21 protein-coding genes are annotated in these 15,459 nt (G+C 67.9%); 11 read left to right on the plus strand and 10 right to left on the minus strand.

The features are described 5' to 3' along the window. Positions 1-531: 531 nt before the first annotated feature. The 8 genes from M4I32_RS14725 (at position 532) to M4I32_RS14760 (ending at position 4,632) form a co-directional block, all read left to right on the plus strand. Positions 532-777, plus strand: a complete 246-nt coding sequence (locus tag M4I32_RS14725) for a hypothetical protein (protein WP_319035236.1) — start codon at positions 532-534, stop codon at positions 775-777. Then, entirely contained in the window at positions 774-1,151 is a 378-nt protein-coding gene (locus M4I32_RS14730) for a hypothetical protein (protein WP_319035237.1), read from the plus strand. Before M4I32_RS14725 ends, M4I32_RS14730 begins: the two co-directional genes overlap by 4 nt. Continuing rightward, positions 1,148-1,426 (plus strand): hypothetical protein, encoded by a 279-nt coding sequence (locus M4I32_RS14735; RefSeq protein WP_319035238.1) that lies wholly within the window; start codon positions 1,148-1,150, stop codon positions 1,424-1,426. Before M4I32_RS14730 ends, M4I32_RS14735 begins: the two co-directional genes overlap by 4 nt. Further along, the gene (locus M4I32_RS14740; RefSeq protein WP_319035239.1) at positions 1,423-1,791 is read left to right on the plus strand and encodes a hypothetical protein; all 369 of its coding nucleotides are present in this window, start codon (positions 1,423-1,425) and stop codon (positions 1,789-1,791) included. Before M4I32_RS14735 ends, M4I32_RS14740 begins: the two co-directional genes overlap by 4 nt. A 560-nt stretch (positions 1,792-2,351) precedes the next feature. After that, a complete protein-coding gene (locus M4I32_RS14745; RefSeq protein ID WP_319035240.1) occupies positions 2,352-2,582 on the plus strand; it encodes a helix-turn-helix domain-containing protein in 231 nt (76 codons plus the stop codon). Between the two features lie 10 nt (positions 2,583-2,592). Then, positions 2,593-3,708 carry a DNA alkylation repair protein gene (locus M4I32_RS14750; RefSeq protein ID WP_319035241.1) on the plus strand — a complete coding sequence of 372 codons (1,116 nt, stop codon included), beginning with the start codon at positions 2,593-2,595 and terminating at the stop codon, positions 3,706-3,708. A gap of 52 nt (positions 3,709-3,760) precedes the next feature. Further along, a complete protein-coding gene (locus M4I32_RS14755) occupies positions 3,761-4,123 on the plus strand; it encodes a hypothetical protein (protein WP_319035242.1) in 363 nt (120 codons plus the stop codon). Positions 4,124-4,224: 101 nt separating this feature from the next. Beyond that, positions 4,225-4,632: a VOC family protein gene (locus M4I32_RS14760; protein WP_319035243.1), complete on the plus strand. Its 408-nt coding sequence runs from the start codon at positions 4,225-4,227 to the stop codon at positions 4,630-4,632. Here the strand turns inward: M4I32_RS14760 and M4I32_RS14765 are convergent. The 9 genes from M4I32_RS14765 to M4I32_RS14805 all read right to left on the minus strand — a co-directional run bounded on the left by M4I32_RS14765 (position 4,619) and on the right by M4I32_RS14805 (position 10,646). Continuing rightward, positions 4,619-5,332, minus strand: a complete 714-nt coding sequence (locus M4I32_RS14765) for a spermidine synthase (protein ID WP_319035244.1) — start codon at positions 5,330-5,332, stop codon at positions 4,619-4,621. The genes M4I32_RS14760 and M4I32_RS14765 overlap by 14 nt on opposite strands. Before the next feature lie 91 nt (positions 5,333-5,423). Beyond that, positions 5,424-6,116, minus strand: coding sequence for a DUF4199 domain-containing protein (locus tag M4I32_RS14770; protein ID WP_319035245.1), 693 nt, complete (start codon positions 6,114-6,116; stop codon positions 5,424-5,426). A gap of 142 nt (positions 6,117-6,258) precedes the next feature. Then, positions 6,259-7,023, minus strand: a complete 765-nt coding sequence (locus M4I32_RS14775) for an ABC transporter permease (RefSeq protein ID WP_319035246.1) — start codon at positions 7,021-7,023, stop codon at positions 6,259-6,261. Then, positions 7,020-7,820: an ABC transporter ATP-binding protein gene (locus M4I32_RS14780; RefSeq protein ID WP_319035247.1), complete on the minus strand. Its 801-nt coding sequence runs from the start codon at positions 7,818-7,820 to the stop codon at positions 7,020-7,022. Before M4I32_RS14780 ends, M4I32_RS14775 begins: the two co-directional genes overlap by 4 nt. Beyond that, complete coding sequence (locus M4I32_RS14785; RefSeq protein ID WP_319035256.1) at positions 7,817-8,194, minus strand: DUF1048 domain-containing protein; 378 nt, start codon at positions 8,192-8,194, stop codon at positions 7,817-7,819. Before M4I32_RS14785 ends, M4I32_RS14780 begins: the two co-directional genes overlap by 4 nt. 2 nt (positions 8,195-8,196) lie before the next feature. Continuing rightward, on the minus strand, positions 8,197-8,526 hold the full coding sequence (locus M4I32_RS14790; RefSeq protein ID WP_319035248.1) for a PadR family transcriptional regulator: 330 nt from the start codon (positions 8,524-8,526) through the stop codon (positions 8,197-8,199). A gap of 72 nt (positions 8,527-8,598) precedes the next feature. After that, on the minus strand, positions 8,599-8,916 hold the full coding sequence (locus tag M4I32_RS14795; RefSeq protein ID WP_319035249.1) for a hypothetical protein: 318 nt from the start codon (positions 8,914-8,916) through the stop codon (positions 8,599-8,601). A gap of 235 nt (positions 8,917-9,151) precedes the next feature. Then, a complete protein-coding gene (locus M4I32_RS14800; RefSeq protein ID WP_319035250.1) occupies positions 9,152-9,721 on the minus strand; it encodes a flavodoxin in 570 nt (189 codons plus the stop codon). Between the two features lie 43 nt (positions 9,722-9,764). Then, on the minus strand, positions 9,765-10,646 hold the full coding sequence (locus tag M4I32_RS14805) for an aldo/keto reductase (protein WP_319035251.1): 882 nt from the start codon (positions 10,644-10,646) through the stop codon (positions 9,765-9,767). A gap of 132 nt (positions 10,647-10,778) precedes the next feature. Here M4I32_RS14805 and M4I32_RS14810 point away from each other — a divergent pair, with 132 nt between their 5' ends. Further along, a complete protein-coding gene (locus M4I32_RS14810; protein WP_319035252.1) occupies positions 10,779-11,669 on the plus strand; it encodes a helix-turn-helix transcriptional regulator in 891 nt (296 codons plus the stop codon). Positions 11,670-12,007: 338 nt separating this feature from the next. Beyond that, on the plus strand, positions 12,008-13,147 hold the full coding sequence (locus M4I32_RS14815) for a glutathione-independent formaldehyde dehydrogenase (protein ID WP_319035253.1): 1,140 nt from the start codon (positions 12,008-12,010) through the stop codon (positions 13,145-13,147). Here the strand turns inward: M4I32_RS14815 and M4I32_RS14820 are convergent. Next, positions 13,132-14,436: an FAD-dependent oxidoreductase gene (locus tag M4I32_RS14820; RefSeq protein WP_319035254.1), complete on the minus strand. Its 1,305-nt coding sequence runs from the start codon at positions 14,434-14,436 to the stop codon at positions 13,132-13,134. The genes M4I32_RS14815 and M4I32_RS14820 overlap by 16 nt on opposite strands. Before the next feature lie 155 nt (positions 14,437-14,591). Between M4I32_RS14820 and M4I32_RS14825 the strand changes: the two genes are divergently transcribed. Beyond that, the gene (locus M4I32_RS14825; protein ID WP_319035255.1) at positions 14,592-15,014 is read left to right on the plus strand and encodes a hypothetical protein; all 423 of its coding nucleotides are present in this window, start codon (positions 14,592-14,594) and stop codon (positions 15,012-15,014) included. Positions 15,015-15,459: the final 445 nt, after the last annotated feature.

The raw sequence follows: 15,459 nt of genomic DNA on the forward strand, positions 1-15,459 counted from the left end.
ACGCCTGCCCAACACCACCAACCCGACCCCGATCAAGACCCCACCACCACCGCCCGACCCATCGGTGGATTCGGGCTGAGCGAGCGAAACTGCCGTCCATTGAGCGAGCGCGCCGAGGCGAGACGCCCTCGGCATCGAGCTCGGGCCGGTCTGGGGCCGGTTTCCCCCGGATTCCGTCAGTTCAACGACGCCGATCGTGGCCGATTTTCTCGCACGGCCGGATAGGAGCCGGGCTCGCGGTGAACGCGCTCACCGACGCCGTAAATCGGCGCGGGATGCCCACCGACGTCACCGTGCACTCGGATCGCGGCACGAGTCAACCTAAACCTCAGCATTCGCGCCGACGCCGATGACGCGGACGACTACCGCGAGGCATATGTCCGGATCGCGGCCTTGGCGATGCTTCCCCAGACCCGCGCGAAGCTCGACGAGGAGGCCGACTCCACCTCCAAGGAGTGGCTCGACGAGCACCGCGTTGCGACCAAGGGACTACCCGAGTAACGGCAGAGCCTCTACGCGGAGATCACCGCCATGAGCACCGAGCCTCAGCTCATCTCGATGGCTCTGCCGAAGGACCGCCAGGACGAGATGAAGCGAGCAGGCAGCGGAAGCGAAGAGTTCCTTGAGCGACGCGCTCGACATCTGCTCTCCGACACTGAGGGCATGTTCCCCGTCGGCAGGCTAGAGCCCGACGAAATCGAGGTACTCGACACGGAGATGACGCGCCACGGCGCGCTCGACTGGTACCGCAACCCAACCGGCGGCGGGGCTCGATGAGCATCGCGTATCGAGACTCCCACGGCGACTGGCGTACGCTCCGGCCGGATTTCCTCTTCATCGTCGACACCGAGGACGGTGTGCGCGCGAGTATCGTCCACCCGCACGGGCACTGGCTGCCGGACGCGGCGTGGAAGCTGCACGGTATGGCTCGGTTCGCCGAGGTCTACGGCGAACGCTTTCATCGCATTGAGGCGATCAGCCGCGTGGACGGCAAGCTGCGGGCGCTCGACTTCACACTCGCCGAGGTGCGCGCGAAGGTACTCAACGAGTGGGATGCGCGGTTCGCATGTGACCGAGCTTCTGTAGCCTACTCGTTGAGATGGAACCATGCGAGCGCATTTGTGTGCGCATTTTGTATACTAGGTGCATGACTCCCCCGACTCCGATCCTGTCGTTCCGCGAAGCCCGCGGCCAGCTCGGTCACGCTCTCGAGACATATCGCGCCGGCGCAGAACCCGAGATCCTCGTCTTCGGGTCCCATCGAAAGGCCGAAGCTGCAGTCGTCCCGTATGCACTCGTCGACCAACTGCTCTCTCGTGTCGACGATGAGGAGATCGCTGCGATCGTTCGCGAGCGTCGCACTATGGAGAGCGAGCCTCTCTCCGACGTCGCCGCCCGCTTTGGTGTCGACCTCAGCGTGCTGTGAGCTTTAAGCTCGACGCCGTCAAACCCGGTTTCGGTGACGACCTGGCCGCTCTCGTTCAGGGAGAGGGAGGAAAGCTTGCCAACTCGCACCCGCTCGCTGTTCGAGTGTTCGGTCTCCTTGCAGATCTCGCGCGTGGAGAGTTATCCGGTCTTCCCCTCGAGGAGCGCGAAGGCACCGCGGATCTGAGCGATTGCCGCAAGGTCTACTTCGATCTCGATCCTCGAGAGACGCGGCCGCGGTTCCGACTCGTCTACCGGCTCCTGCCGAACGAAGAGAACCCCAGCACCATCCAGGCCGTCGCCGTGGGGTATCGAGCCAGCCTCGACGCCTACGTACGCGCAGCGCGTAACCTCGGACGACTCTGACGAGTAGACACGCGCAGCGGGGCGTCCGCGGCCCGCCTGCGACGGGCCGGTATTGGGTCGGCGAGTTTCGGGCCGGTCCCGGGCCGGGAACTCGGTTGAAACCATCGAGAACCAGCCACCACCAACGAGCGCGACTTCCGCGAAATCACGCGGCAGACGAGCACTCGTGAGCATCCACAAACCCGCCGCATACAACTGAAATCGTGAGGTCCCGGGGTCGACACTCGGGGGACGACGGCCTTCGACCGGTTCGTTGAGCGAGCGAAGCGAGTCGAAACGGCTCGATCATAAGCCGCCGGTGTCGCCTGGGCGACGAACGCCGGCCGGCTCGGCGCCGGCAGTGGTTCCGCAGTGGCCGAACTGATGCATCGCTTCTCGACGTAGACGCGGAAAGAGTCACGTCGTGACGACCAACCGACTGACGTTGCAACTGTTTCGATATTCGGTTGGCGCGTCAGCCGCACGCTCCAACTGCAGTTGCCCGTTCCCTCCCACGCTCCAATCGAAAGCGCGTATCTGTTGTAGAAGAGATCAAGGAACGCTCCAGCCTGCCTCGCCTGGTGGACACCGTCGTTCGCAACCCCTTCGTCACTGTGAAATCGGTCGAGAGGGAACTCGAACTGACGAATCAAGGAGCGCGAAGACTCATCAAGGATGCCGAGTCCAGGGGCTGGCTCCGGTCGCTTGGCACCCATGGTCGCGGCGACCGCGAGCGCTGGTATTCGCCCGCGATATTCGAAGTGATCGAGATGCCGATGAGTTGCGACGCCGACGTCGGCGCCACCCGGTAGAACTGGTCACATGCCCTTCGCCGATGAGCTCCTCGGCACCGACGCCGCTCACACGCTCACCGAAGTGATCCGCGCGGCGCACGCCGAGACGGATGCCGCGGCTCTCTCCGTCGCGTCGGAATCACTCGCGCCGCTGCCGCTGCGCGAACGCGCCGATCTGCTGCGCGACGCCCTGCTCGCCGACGTCCCCGGCGACTACGCGACGCTCGCGCGCGTGGTTCGCACCGCGGCCCGCTCCCCGGAGTTCACCGGCTGGCTCATCTGGCCGGTGACCGGCGCGATCGCAGCGCGGGCGGTCGCCGACGGCAGCACCGCCGCGTTCGATGACGGCATGGCGCTGTTGGCCGAGCTGACCGGCCGCCTGACCGCCGAGTTCGCTATCCGCACCATGCTGCGCGCCGACCTCGGCCGCGCCCTCGACCACGCCCGAACCTGGACGTCATCCGACGACCCTGCGGTGCGCCGACTGGCGAGCGAGAGCACCCGCCTGTACCTGCCGTGGGCGGTGCGGGTGCCGGCGCTGGCGCGCGATACGCGATGCACCATCCCGATCCTCGATGCGCTGTATCGCGATTCCGACGAGGTGGTGCGCCGGTCGGTCGCGAACCACCTGAACGACATCAGCCGTGACAACCCGGCGCTCGTGGTCGAGACGGCGGAGCGGTGGCTGGCGCAGCCAGCCGACACGACGGCATCCGTGGTGCGTCACGCGTTGCGCACGCTGGTCAAGCGTGGCGACGCCGACGCCCTGGCGCTGCTCGGATTCACGGCCGCGGCCCTCGAGGTCGCGGGGCCGGTGCTCGATGCCGATTCAGTCCCCTTCGGGGGCACCGTGCGGTTCACCGGGTCGATCCGCAATGCGGGTGCGGCCGTCGCCCGGGTGGCGATCGACTACGTCGTGTTCCACCGCAAGGCCAACGGCACGCAGACGACCAAGACCTTCAAGCTCGCCGCGCGAGAACTCGCGCCCTGGGAGGTGTTCACGATCGACCGCGCCCACTCGTTCCGCCCGATCACCACGCGCCGGTACCACCCGGGAGCGCACGCGATCGCCCTGCAGGTGAACGGCGCGCGCACCGAGGCTGCGGTCTTCGAGCTGCTCCCCGACGAGCACACGGCCCGGTGAGGGCAGCGACCAGAACACGCCCCGGCGCCGCTGATGTGCTGGGATGGATGCCATGACCGCCGCCGAGCCCTCGCTCTCGCTCACTCTCACCGGCCGGCCCGATCTGCCGAGCGAGGTGCTGAAAGCGCTGTACCGCATCACGGGGCGGGCCTCCACCGAGCTGCGCCGCTCCATCCTCGCCGGCGAGCCCGTGTTCACGGCCCACCTGTTCGGCACCGACCACGTCGACGTCGCACCCCGCCTCGAGAAGACCGTCGCCTACCTCGGCGACCTCGGCATCGACTTCGCCGTGCACGAGTCAGCAGACGGGACGAGCCAGCCCATCACGCTCGAGACGATGCGCAGCATCCTCGAGACCGATGCCGAGGCGCAGGCCGAGACAGAGCCCGGAACAGAGGCCGACGACACGCGCTGACGCGGGTCTTGCGGATGCCGGAGGCCGGGACCACACTGGTGCTGCCCGCCGACCGTGCGGCGTCGCCGCCGTCGCCACGGCCGCACCCCAGGGAGCCTCGAATGACCCGCCTCAACCCGTACCTCACCTTCGAGCGCAACGCGCGCGAGGCCCTCGAGTTCTACCGCAGCGCCTTCGGCGGCGAGCTGACCATCGACACATTCGCGTCGTACGACATGGGGCAGGACCCCGGCGACAACGACCTCGTCATGCACGGCCAGCTCGAGAGCCCGTCGGGGTTCGTGCTCATGGCCTCGGACACGCCGAGCTCGATGCCGTACACCCCGCCCGCAGGCATGTCGATCGCGATCAACGGAGACGACGAGGCCGAGCTGGAGCGCTACTGGGATGCCCTCGCCGAGGGCAGCACGGTGAACATGCCGTTCGAGACGCCGCCGTGGGGCGGCCGCTTCGGCATGCTCACCGACCGCTTCGGCACGGCGTGGATGCTGGCGCTCAACGCGACGTGACGCCCCGGGCGACGTAGACCGTGTTCGACGACGTGCCACCGGTGAGGCGGTTGTCGAACCGCACCTCGTGTGCGCGGAACTCGTCGAAGACCGTGCCGAGTGTCGTCATGAACGCATCGTCGGGCGGGTCGTCCGACCAGAGGGCGAAGACGCCGCCCTCGGCCAGGTGCCGTGCGAGCGAGCTGAGCCCTTCGGCCGTGTAGAGGTCGGCGTGGCTGGGGTCGAGCGTGTGGCGGGGTGAGTGGTCGACGTCGAGCAGGATCGCGTCGTACGACGCGTCGCCGGGCTGCGGCATCCGGCGCACGACAGCGAAGAAGTCGTCATGCACGAGGGTTGTCCGCGGGTCGCCCACGAGGCCGGCCGAGACGGGAAGCAGCTGCTTCTCGTGCCATCCGATCACCGCGGGCAGCGCGTCGATCACGTCGAGACGGCTCACGCGATCATCGGCCAGGGCGGCAGCCGCCGTGTAGCCGAGGCCGAGTCCCCCGACCAGCACCTGCAGCCCCTCGCCCTGCGCGGCGGCGAGGCCGAGGGTGGCGAGCTCTACTTCGGCGACGGTGAACAGGCTCGACATCAGGTATTCGTCGCCGAGCTTCACCTCATAGATGAGCTCGCCCGAGTCGGCATCGGTGCGGCAGCGGAGGGTGAGCTCGCCCATCCGCGTCTCTTGCCAGTCGAGCTCCTCGAACCGAGCGATCATGCGGCCGCCTCCCGTCGCTGCCGTCACACCCTACCCGCGGCGCCGATGCGCAGAAGCACCGACGCCGCGGGTGCGGGCGCGAACGCGACCGTCAGCGGGTCGTGGTCACGCGCGTGGTCTCCCTCTCGTGGGTGGGAACCACGGTGCGTGTGCCGAGCATGCCGCCGACCGCTGCGACGATCGCTCCGAGCAGCAGACCCACGAAGCCCCACCAGGCACTCGCCTGCGCGGTGTCGGCAGCCGCCTGCCCGGCCTCGTCGAGCGTCTCCTGGGCCTGGTCGACGTCCTCGTCCTGGATGCTGCTTCGAACGTCTTCGATGAGCTGATCGATCTGCGTGATCGAGACTGCCTCGCCCGCGGAGGAGGCGACGGTGTTGGCGATGCCACCGACGGCGCCGAGCACGCTTGCACCCAGCCACACCGTCAGTGCGAGAGCGACGACCAAGGAGGTCGCCCAGGTGAGGAACCCGTGCAAGAGTCCGCTGCGCACAGACAGTGCACCGGCGACGAAGCCCGCCGCGAGGAGCGCGAGCAACAGCGTCACGATGCTCCAGATCGCCGCCCCGATCCCCGATCCCGCCAGACCGATGCCCGCTGTCACGAGCGAGAGCAGCACGGTGACCGCGAGGAAGGTCATCACCCCCGCGATGATCGCGCCCCATGAGATGTTCGAGCGACCGTGGTGGTCGGTGCCGATGAGCGACTCTCTCGTCGCGTCGTGCTTGCTGGTGTCGGTGACGTGCGACTGCTTGCCGCGGGTGTCACCGGGATTGTTCCGGACCATCGTTGCCTCCTGTATCGATGTGCAACACGCGCATCACGCGCTTGGCCGCGAGTCTGCAAGCCTGCTGTCGATAAGGGACTCCCGTTGCCTTTTCGCGTCGACTGATGTAACGGCACGTTTCGCCCGCAGGCGGCATCCGTGCTCAGTTCATCCGTCGCCGATAGACCACGGAGGCGAGAGCGACGGCGACGATCAGGATGCCGGCGCACCAGGCCAGGGCGATCCAGATCTCTGTGCCGGGAGCCTGCTCGGCGAAGAGCGCGCGGATCGTGTCGACGATGGACGTCACCGGCTGATTCTCGGCGAACCACGCGACCGGGCCCGGCATCGAGTCGGTGGGCACGAACGCCGAGCTGACGAACGGCAGGAAGATCAGCGGGTAGCTGAAGGCGCTCGCGCCGTCGACGCTCTTGGCCGACAGACCGGCGATCACGGCGATCCAGGTGAGCGCCAGCGTGAACAGGAGCAGGATGGCGGCGACCGCCAGCCACGCGCCGATCGACGCGCCCGTGCGGAACCCGAGCAGCAGGGCCACACCGACCACGAGCGCCAGCGAGACCACGTTCGCGACCAGCGAGGTGAGCACGTGCGCCCACAGCGCACTCGATCGAGCGATCGGCAGGGACTGGAAACGCTCGAACAGGCCGCCCTGCAGGTCGAGGAACAGCCGGTACGCGGTGTATGCGACGCCCGAGGCGATCGTGATGAGCAGGATGCCGGGCAGCAGGTAGTCGACGTAGGACTCGTCGGATCCGGTGGTGACGGCGCCCCCGAAGACGAACACGAACAGCAGCATCAGCGCGACGGGCGTGATCGCGGTGGTGATGATCGTGTCGGGGCTGCGGAGGATGTGGCGCAGCGAGCGTCCGGTGAGCGTGCCGGTGTCGCCGAGTGCGTGAGCGGTCATGATCGTTCCCCATCCGGGGAGTGGGTTGCGCCCTCGTCGCCGACGATGGCCAGGAAGACCTGCTCCAGGCTCGGCTGCTTCTCGACGTACTCCACCTCGGCAGGCGGCAGAAGCTGCTTCAGTTCGGCGAGGGTGCCGTCGGCGATGATGCGTCCCTCGTGCAGGATCGCAATGCGGTCGGCAAGATGCTCGGCCTCGTCGAGGTACTGCGTCGTGAGCAGCACAGTCGTGCCGCCTTCGGCGAGCCGGGCGACGGCCTGCCAGACGTCGGCGCGCCCCTGCGGATCGAGCCCGGTCGTCGGCTCGTCGAGAAAGACCACCGGCGGGTCGCCAATCAGACTCATCGCGATGTCGAGCCGGCGGCGCATGCCACCCGAGTAGGTCCCCACGCGGCGGTCCCCCGCGTCGGCGAGCGAGAAGCGCGTGAGCAGGTCGTCCGCGATCTCTCCGGCGCCGCGCAGGTGCCGCAGCCTCGCGACGAGCACGAGGTTCTCGCGACCCGTGAGCACCTCATCGACGGCGGCGAACTGGCCGGTGAGGCTGATCGACCGCCGCACCCGCTCGGGCTCGGCGGCGACATCAAACCCGACGACGCTCGCCGTCCCGGCATCCGCATGCAGGAGTGTCGAGAGGATCTTGACGAGCGTCGTCTTGCCGGCCCCGTTCGAGCCGAGCAGAGCGAAGATGCCGCCGCGCGCGACGTCGAGGTCCACACCGCGCAGCACCGGCACGCGGGGGAACGACTTCTCGAGTCCCCGCACATGGATGGCAGGCGCCGCGGCCGTCGTGGCGCTCACCGGGATGACTCGCCGTCGTCCGTCTCGGCCTGCTCGATCGCCTCGACGAGGCGCCGGCGCTCCTTGTTGATCCACTGTCCGTCCGAGTAGTTCTGCAGAAAGGTCTCGCCGAACTCCACCGGGTCGTCGCCGACGATCTCGCGGACGGGAGTGCCATCGGCCGCGCCCTGCTCGAACAGGTCCGCGAGGTCGTCCAGCATCCGCAGCATCGTGTCGCCGACCGTGATCGCACCCGCGTACATCAGATAGCGCTCCAGTGCGGTGGCCGCCGTGCGGTGGCTCTCGGGAAGCGCACTCACGCGCGCCTTGTAGCGCCGGTAGCGCTTCTTGTCTTCGAGCGACCCGGTTATCACTTCGATCCACTTGGCGGCCATCGTCATCCCTGCCCTTCGCGGAGCTGTGCAAGACGGTCGGTGAGGAAGCTCCAGGTCCTCCAGAACTCGGTGAGGTGATCGCGCCCCTGTGCGTTGAGGGAGTACACCTTGCGGGGCGGCCCCTTCTCGGACGGCACTTTCTCGACGTCGACGAGGCCGCGCTGTTCAACCCGCACCAGCAACGCGTACACGGTGCCCTCGGCGATGTCGGCGAATCCCTGCTCGCGCAGCCACGAGGTGATCTCGTACCCGTAGGCGGGGCGGGCCGACAGGATCGCGAGCACGATCCCCTCCAGCACGCCCTTGAGCATCTCGGTCGCCTGCTTGCCCATCGGGTCCGCCTTTTACTCAGTTTTGCTAGGTACTGGTAGATAGTAACACTGGGTAGTTGGTTCTGCCACCGGCTATATCCGGCGTCCCACGGGCACGGGAGCACCCGGAAACAGCGCCGGTAGGGCTCCGCCGACGACGACTGCCACAGCGGCGCCGTTGCGCTCGCGCTCGAGGCTGCAGGTGTTCTCGTCGATGGCGGGGGCATGCCGTCGGGAGTACGGCGAGCACCGGGCCGAGGTCGTCCTGTTCGGCGCCTCGAGCGGCGACGAGCTCGAGGTCGTCCTCAGCGCGATCCGCACGTGCCGGCCGGCCAGCGCGTCGAGCACATTTCGGACGGCGCCGTAGTCGACCGCTTCGGCGTTGCTGTTGTCGCCGTGGGTGAAGACCACCGCGTCCACATCCTCGACCGCCCGTTCAAGGGTCGCGACGTCGGTGAGGTCGCGGCGTCGGTGAGGTCGCCGACGACGGCCTGGGCGCCCGCGTTCACCGCGGCGGCGCGGTCGGCGCTGCGGACGAGCGCGCGGACGCGGTGCCCACGTCAGAGGGCTTCGTGTACGACGTATCGGCCGATGCTGCCGGTGGAGCCGGTGGAGCGGACGACCAGGACGGTCAGCTGAGGGTCGGTCATGATGTCCAACTTTCGATGAGGCCGGCGGCGCGCAGCCACTGATCAACGTCAGCACCGGCTGCTGGCTCGCGGACTTCTTCACCACGGACGGCCAAGCCGTCGCGGAGATCCGCGCCCGTGTTCAGGTCGCGGTAGAACGATGCGGTGGAGCCGAGTCCACTGACGGCGTATGTCACGAACGCGTGCAGTGAGGTGCCGGTCAGATCGACTCCTTCAACGAACGTCGCCATGATCATCGGCGGCTGCACGTTCCAGATGGGGCTGCCCAGGAGCACCGTGTCGTAGCCGGACAGGTCAGGCAGCGTGCCGGCGATCGCGGGGCGGGCGTCATCGTTCTGCTCGGCGACGTTGCGCGCCACGGTCGGGTCGTAACGGTCCGAGTACGGCTCGGCCGGTTCGATGCGATACACGTCGCAGTCGATCCGTTCGGAGATCAACCCGGCCAGCACGTCGGTGTTTCCGGTCTCCAGATCACGCCGGCCACCGTTCCAATAGTTCTCCCCTGCCCGGGAGAAGTAGGCGACGAGGACGCGGCTGCCGGTGGAGGGTGTGGGCATGGCGATCATGGGGTGGGAGTGGGGCGCGGCGGTGAGCCGCGCGCCCCTGCAGTCACGCTTCGGGGATCGGGCGCCCGAAGGTTTCCAGCGTGACGTCCTCGGGCTCGGGCCCGCCGCGCTCACCGGTGTCCAGTGCGTCGATCTGTGCGATCTCTTCGGTGGTGAGCTCGAAGTCGAACACGTCGAAGTTCTCGGCGATACGCTCCGGCTTGGTCGACTTGGGGATCACCTGGATGCCGTTCTGGATGTGCCAGCGGAGCATCACCTGCGCGGCCGACTTGCCGTACTTCTCGCCGATCGCGAGAATGACGGGCTCGTCGAAGCTGCGCTTGGCCGACTCGCGGTAGGACGTGATGCCCCCGATCGGCGACCACGCCTGAGTGAGGATGCCGTGCTCGGTGCCGAAGGCCTGCACCTCGGGCTGCTGGAAGTAGGGGTGCACCTCGATCTGGTTCACGGCGGGCACGACGTCGGTCTGCGCGAGCAGGTCGGCCAGATGCCCGACCATGAAATTGCTGACACCGATCGCGCGAACCTTTCCGTCCGCCAGCAGCTTCTCCAGCGCCTTGTAAGAGCCAACGGTCTTGTCGAACTCCGACGGCAACGCCTGATGCAGGATCAACAGGTCGATCTGATCGACCCCCAGCTTCGCCGCGCTCTTCTCGAACGCGTGCAGCGTCTCGTCGTAGCCGAAGTCGCTGATCCAGACCTTCGTCTCGATGAAGATCTCCTCGCGGGGAACGCCCGATTCGCGGATGCCCTGGCCCACCTCACGCTCGTTGCCGTACGCGGCAGCGGTGTCGATGTGTCGGTACCCGGCCTGCAACGCTGCAACGACGGCGGCGACCGTCTCGTCGGGAGGGGTCTGGAAGACGCCAAGCCCTATCGCGGGGATCTCGACGCCGTTGTTCAGGGTATGGGTGGAAGCAGTCATGTCTCCGACGCTACGTCCGACCGCGCCCGGAGTGAGAGTCACCAGCATTCACCCCCGAACAATTCCACGCGATCGGTGGGGGTGAACGCTGGTGACTGCCGCGACCGCCGTCGCGAGGTTTAGCGTCGAAGCATGGACACCAGGCACGAGGTACAAGAGTTCCTCACCGCGCTGCGCGGACGCATCACCCCCGAGAAGGCCGGTCTCACCGCGTTCGGTGGCGAGCGGCGGGTACCCGGGCTCCGCCGCGAAGAAGTCGCCCAACTCGCCGGAGTCAGCACCGCCTACTACACGCGCATGGAACGCGGCGACCTCAGCGGCGTGTCCGAAAGCGTCCTCTACGCCCTCGCGAACGCACTCCAACTGGGCGACGCGGAATCGCAGCACCTGTTCGACCTCGCACGCAACGCCACCGGCGCAACCCGCAGACCCGCCCGCAGCAAAGCCGACACGCGCTTGTCGCCCCAGCTCGTCCAGCTCATGGACACCATGCGCGATGTCCCTGTCGTCGCGTTGTCCAAACTCGGCGACCCCGTGGGGTCCAACCCGCTCGGTCGAGCACTCTTCCCACACCTGTTCCCCGGCAACGCCGCGCCGGTAAACACCGCCCGCTACCTGTTCCTCGATCCGAGGTCTCAATCGTTCTACCCCGACTGGGATGCTGTGGCACGCGAGTCGGTCTCCGCGATGCGGCTGCTCGCCGGCCACGACCCCAGCGACCGGCAGCTTGCGGCACTCGTCGGGGAACTCGCGACCCGAAGCAGCGAGTTCCGCACGTGGTGGGGAAGCCACACCGTCCGCACCCACACCGCCGGCACAAAACGCATCGCCCACCCCGTCGTCGGCGAAATGTCCCTCATCTACCAGACGCTGACCCTCCCGTCCGCACCCAAGATTCGGCTCGCGACATACCTCGCGGAGACGGGATCGCCGTCCGCGGACGCCCTTGACCTGCTCCGCAGCTGGACGGCCGCTCCCGCTTCGGCGCAGGAACCACGCAAGGTCTGGTCGTCAAGCGATTGAGAGCCTTCGGCAGCACCCACGAATTCTTGGCACGTGAACCTCGGCACAGAAGATCACAAAGAGATAACGAGAAACCCTTGCCTGCCGTTACCTATCCGTTATAGAGTTCACGCAAGGTAGTTGTTTTGCTGTGGCAGCTACCGACATGTGATTGCAGGACACTCTTGGTGCAAGGGACAAGGGCCGGTCGGAAGCCTCTCCGACCGGCCCTTACTCTTGCCCTCCGCACCCCGCCGGTCGAAGCACGACTGCTGTCAAGGGGGTCCCCCCGCGGCATCCGGAGTCCTTGACTACCCACCGTCGCCGGCGAGATACGTGGGCGACGGAAGGGATTCACCATGAAGGCACTCGTCTATCGCGGCCCGTACGACGTGCGCATCGAGGATGCCCCCGAGCCCCAGATCGAGAAGCCCCTCGACGCGATCGTCCAGATCACCACGACCAACATCTGCGGATCGGACCTGCACCCGTACGAAGGGCGCGCCCCGATGGACGAGGGCATGATCATCGGTCACGAAAACACTGGCGTCGTCGTCAAGACGGGACCGGGTGTGGAGCGGATCAAGGTCGGCGACCGCGTCTCGGTGCCGTTCAACATCGCCTGCGGCACGTGCCGCAACTGCAACGAGGGATACACATCTGCGTGCCAACGGGCCAACCCCTCCGGCATGCCGGGCGCGGGCTACGGATACCCGATGATGGGGCCCTTCCAGGGCGGCCAGGCGGAGTACCTGAGGGTGCCGTGGGCGGACTTCAACCTGCTCGAGCTGCCGCAGGGCGACCAGTTCGAGGCGGATTTCGCCATGCTCTCCGACATATTTCCCACCGGATACCACGGCACCGAGCTCGCGCACGTGCGCTCCGGCAGCTCGGTCGTCGTCTTCGGCGCAGGTCCCGTGGGTCTGATGGCCGCGCACAGCGCGATGATCAAGGGCGCGGCGCAGGTGATGGTGGTCGACAAGGAGCCCGACCGGCTCGCGCTGGCGGAGCGCTTCGGCGCCACGGCGATCGATTTCTCGAAGACCGACGTCGAGCAGACCGTGCTCGACGCCACGGGCGGCGCCGGCGCGGACTGCGGCATCGAAGCGGTCGGCTACCAGGCGCACGACCACACCGGCGAGGAGCACCCCGAGATGGTGCTCGACGAACTGGTCAAGGTCGTCCGCGCCACCGGGGCGCTCGGCGTCGTGGGGGTCTACGTCTCGCAGGACCCGCAGGCGGCGACCGACGACGCGAAGGCCGGCCGCTACGCCTTCAACTTCGGCGCCGCATTCGAGAAGGGCCTGAAGATCGGCACCGGGCAGTGCCCCGTCAAGAAGTACAACCGCGAATTGCGCGACCTCATCATCCAGGGCAGGGCCAACCCCGCGCTGATCGTCTCGCACGAGCTGGCGCTCGACGAGGCGCCCGACGCCTACGACCACTTCGACAAGCGCGACGACGGCTGGACGAAGGTGCTGCTTCACCCGGCGGCGTGATCGGCCCCTCCCGCGGCCTCCCCGCCGGCACCCCGCTCGAAGGGGCCTGCTGTGGCGGGGAGCCGCTCGGGGCGGAATCCGTACCCCACGACGCGCGCGGCGACGGGCCGCAGCCCCGGGAGCAGAGCGCGGATCACCGCACGCTGCACCCGCGTGGGCGGGTTGTCGAGCAGCTGCACACCGCGTCCCGTCGCGATCGTGCGATGCAGGCCGCGCTGCAGCAGCTGCATCGCGGCGGTGGGCAGCGCCCGGCGTCGCTGCACGGCCGCACACGCGGTATCGAGCGCGGCGTGTGATTCCGCCCCGGCGAGCGCAGGCACGAGCGCGTTCGCGGCGGCGGCGGCATCCTGAACCGCATAGTTGATGCCCACGCCGAACGCCGGCGACATGGCGTGGGCGGCGTCGCCGATGCAGAGCGCGCCGGAACGCCACCACCGCGCCAGGCGGTCGATCTGCACCGACAGCAGCGCCACCTCGTCGAGTGAGGTCAGGGCCGCGGTCGCATCGCGCAGCCGGGGCACGGTCGCGCCCACGCGCTCGCGGAACGCCGCGATGCCGCCTCGACGCACGTCCTCGAGCGAGCCCTTCGGTATCAACATGCCGCACTGGTAGTAACCCGGACGCGGGATGGTGACGATCAGCCCCTCGGCGCTCGCCCACATCAAGGTGTCGGGCATGGGCGCGTCGGGCTCCGGCAGCCGGAACCAGACCACATCGATCGGCACGCCGTACGTCTTCGGCCTCAACCCGAGGGCGCCGCGCAGCGCCGAGCCGCGCCCGTCCGCGCCCACGACGAGGTCCGCCTCGATCTCGAGGTGCTCGCTCTCCGCGGTTCGCGCCCGCACCCCGCTCACCCGGCCCGCGCGAGTGAGCACCCCCGTGACCTCGGTGCCCATGCGCAGATCGAAACCCGGATGCCGCGCACCCTCGGCCGCGAGCATGTCGAGCAGATCGCCCTGCGGCATGAGGGTGACGAAGCGGTTCGGCGGCGGCAGCATCCGAAAATCGATCGCGTGCAGCCGCACGCCGTTGATGACCGCGTCGAGGACGGGGAGGGGCTTGGGCGGGATCGCATCGAAGGCCGTGCGCAGCCCGAGCTGGTCGATGAGGTTCATCGTCGAGGGGTGCACGGTGTCGCCACGGAAGTCGCGGAAGAAGTCCTCGTGCTTCTCGAGCACGGTCGTGCGGATGCCGGCGCGCGCCAGCAGCAGGCCGAGCACGATGCCCGCGGGACCACCTCCCGCGACGCATACGATCGGTCGATCCGTCCCCCGCTGCTCCGCCGCCATGCTCGCCCGCCGCTCCGGCACCCGTGTCCGCGCGCGCCGCGGTGAGGCCCGGTGCTCGCGCCGATTCTATGGCGCGGCACGCGTCCGGGTAAGGGGCTGGCGGCTTCGCCTGACAGCCCCATACTCTGGCCGCTCCGAGGGAAGGGAGCGCACACATGGTCATCCACGCCGACGATCTGGGAATCAACCTCGGCAAGGACACGCCGCAATCGCTGTACCGGTGGCTCGTCGCCAGCATGCTGTTCGGGCGGCCTGTGCAGCAGTCCGTGGGCGCCGACGCGTATCGCGCGCTCATCTCGCACGGCCTGACCAGTCCGCAGAAGTACGCCGAGTGGGGCCGTGAGGAGCTGCGCGCGGTGCTCGACGAGGCCGGCTATGCCCGCATCGACTACATCATGACCGACGAGCTGCACGAGGTGATGGCGCGGATCGTCGACGAGTACGGCACGGTCTCGAAGCTCGTGCACACCTCGGGATCGCGCGAGGAGCTCTCGAAACGACTGCAGGAGATGAAAGGCATCGGGCCCAAGACCGTCGAGATCTACCTGCGCGACATTCCGAAGCACGTCATCGCCTGACATGCAGGGCCTTCTACCACGCGGCAGGGGAAGCGCCGCCGGGCTGACTGCTCGGCGGCGCTTCGCTCGTCCGCGGTCGGCGGGGCGGGGGTGCGGTGGGCATTCGCGCCTCGATCAGCTCACGTGTTGATCGCCCCACCCCCGATAGGGACTCGACTCTGCTTCTCTTGTGACCCTGGCTCCTGGGTGTGCCGGTGGCTCCTCGGCGCCGGCTCCCCTTGTGGAGGGCAAGCGAGACATGTCCCACTATTGGTCGCTGATGGAGCGCCGCACTGACACATGGTGGGACGCCGCCCAAACGGACGTTCCACTACCTGAATGGATGTCCCACTATTTGTCGATGACGAGCTCGCCCAGCGACCATTGGTGGCTCTTCGTGAACGAGAGTGTGGTCGGTTGAGCGCGTGGTTGGCGGGATAGGCGTCGAGGTCTCCCGGATGATGGA

It is taken from the genome of Microbacterium sp. LRZ72 (assembly GCF_033792225.1).
GTDB lineage: Bacteria > Actinomycetota > Actinomycetes > Actinomycetales > Microbacteriaceae > Microbacterium.

What these genes read in the sequence shown, in the direction of transcription:
- M4I32_RS14785 (WP_319035256.1), bottom strand. Translation starts at nt 8,194, where the DNA reads ATGGCCGCCAAGTGGATCGAAGTGATAACCGGGTCGCTCGAAGACAAG.
- M4I32_RS14760 (WP_319035243.1), top strand. Translation starts at nt 4,225, where the DNA reads ATGACCCGCCTCAACCCGTACCTCACCTTCGAGCGCAACGCGCGCGAG.
- M4I32_RS14735 (WP_319035238.1), top strand. Translation starts at nt 1,148, where the DNA reads ATGACTCCCCCGACTCCGATCCTGTCGTTCCGCGAAGCCCGCGGCCAG.
- M4I32_RS14810 (WP_319035252.1), top strand. Translation starts at nt 10,779, where the DNA reads ATGGACACCAGGCACGAGGTACAAGAGTTCCTCACCGCGCTGCGCGGA.
- M4I32_RS14790 (WP_319035248.1), bottom strand. Translation starts at nt 8,526, where the DNA reads ATGGGCAAGCAGGCGACCGAGATGCTCAAGGGCGTGCTGGAGGGGATC.
- M4I32_RS14820 (WP_319035254.1), bottom strand. Translation starts at nt 14,436, where the DNA reads ATGGCGGCGGAGCAGCGGGGGACGGATCGACCGATCGTATGCGTCGCG.
- M4I32_RS14775 (WP_319035246.1), bottom strand. Translation starts at nt 7,023, where the DNA reads ATGACCGCTCACGCACTCGGCGACACCGGCACGCTCACCGGACGCTCG.
- M4I32_RS14805 (WP_319035251.1), bottom strand. Translation starts at nt 10,646, where the DNA reads ATGACTGCTTCCACCCATACCCTGAACAACGGCGTCGAGATCCCCGCG.
- M4I32_RS14750 (WP_319035241.1), top strand. Translation starts at nt 2,593, where the DNA reads ATGCCCTTCGCCGATGAGCTCCTCGGCACCGACGCCGCTCACACGCTC.
- M4I32_RS14770 (WP_319035245.1), bottom strand. Translation starts at nt 6,116, where the DNA reads ATGGTCCGGAACAATCCCGGTGACACCCGCGGCAAGCAGTCGCACGTC.
- M4I32_RS14755 (WP_319035242.1), top strand. Translation starts at nt 3,761, where the DNA reads ATGACCGCCGCCGAGCCCTCGCTCTCGCTCACTCTCACCGGCCGGCCC.
- M4I32_RS14800 (WP_319035250.1), bottom strand. Translation starts at nt 9,721, where the DNA reads ATGATCGCCATGCCCACACCCTCCACCGGCAGCCGCGTCCTCGTCGCC.
- M4I32_RS14765 (WP_319035244.1), bottom strand. Translation starts at nt 5,332, where the DNA reads ATGATCGCTCGGTTCGAGGAGCTCGACTGGCAAGAGACGCGGATGGGC.
- M4I32_RS14825 (WP_319035255.1), top strand. Translation starts at nt 14,592, where the DNA reads ATGGTCATCCACGCCGACGATCTGGGAATCAACCTCGGCAAGGACACG.
- M4I32_RS14730 (WP_319035237.1), top strand. Translation starts at nt 774, where the DNA reads ATGAGCATCGCGTATCGAGACTCCCACGGCGACTGGCGTACGCTCCGG.
- M4I32_RS14815 (WP_319035253.1), top strand. Translation starts at nt 12,008, where the DNA reads ATGAAGGCACTCGTCTATCGCGGCCCGTACGACGTGCGCATCGAGGAT.
- M4I32_RS14725 (WP_319035236.1), top strand. Translation starts at nt 532, where the DNA reads ATGAGCACCGAGCCTCAGCTCATCTCGATGGCTCTGCCGAAGGACCGC.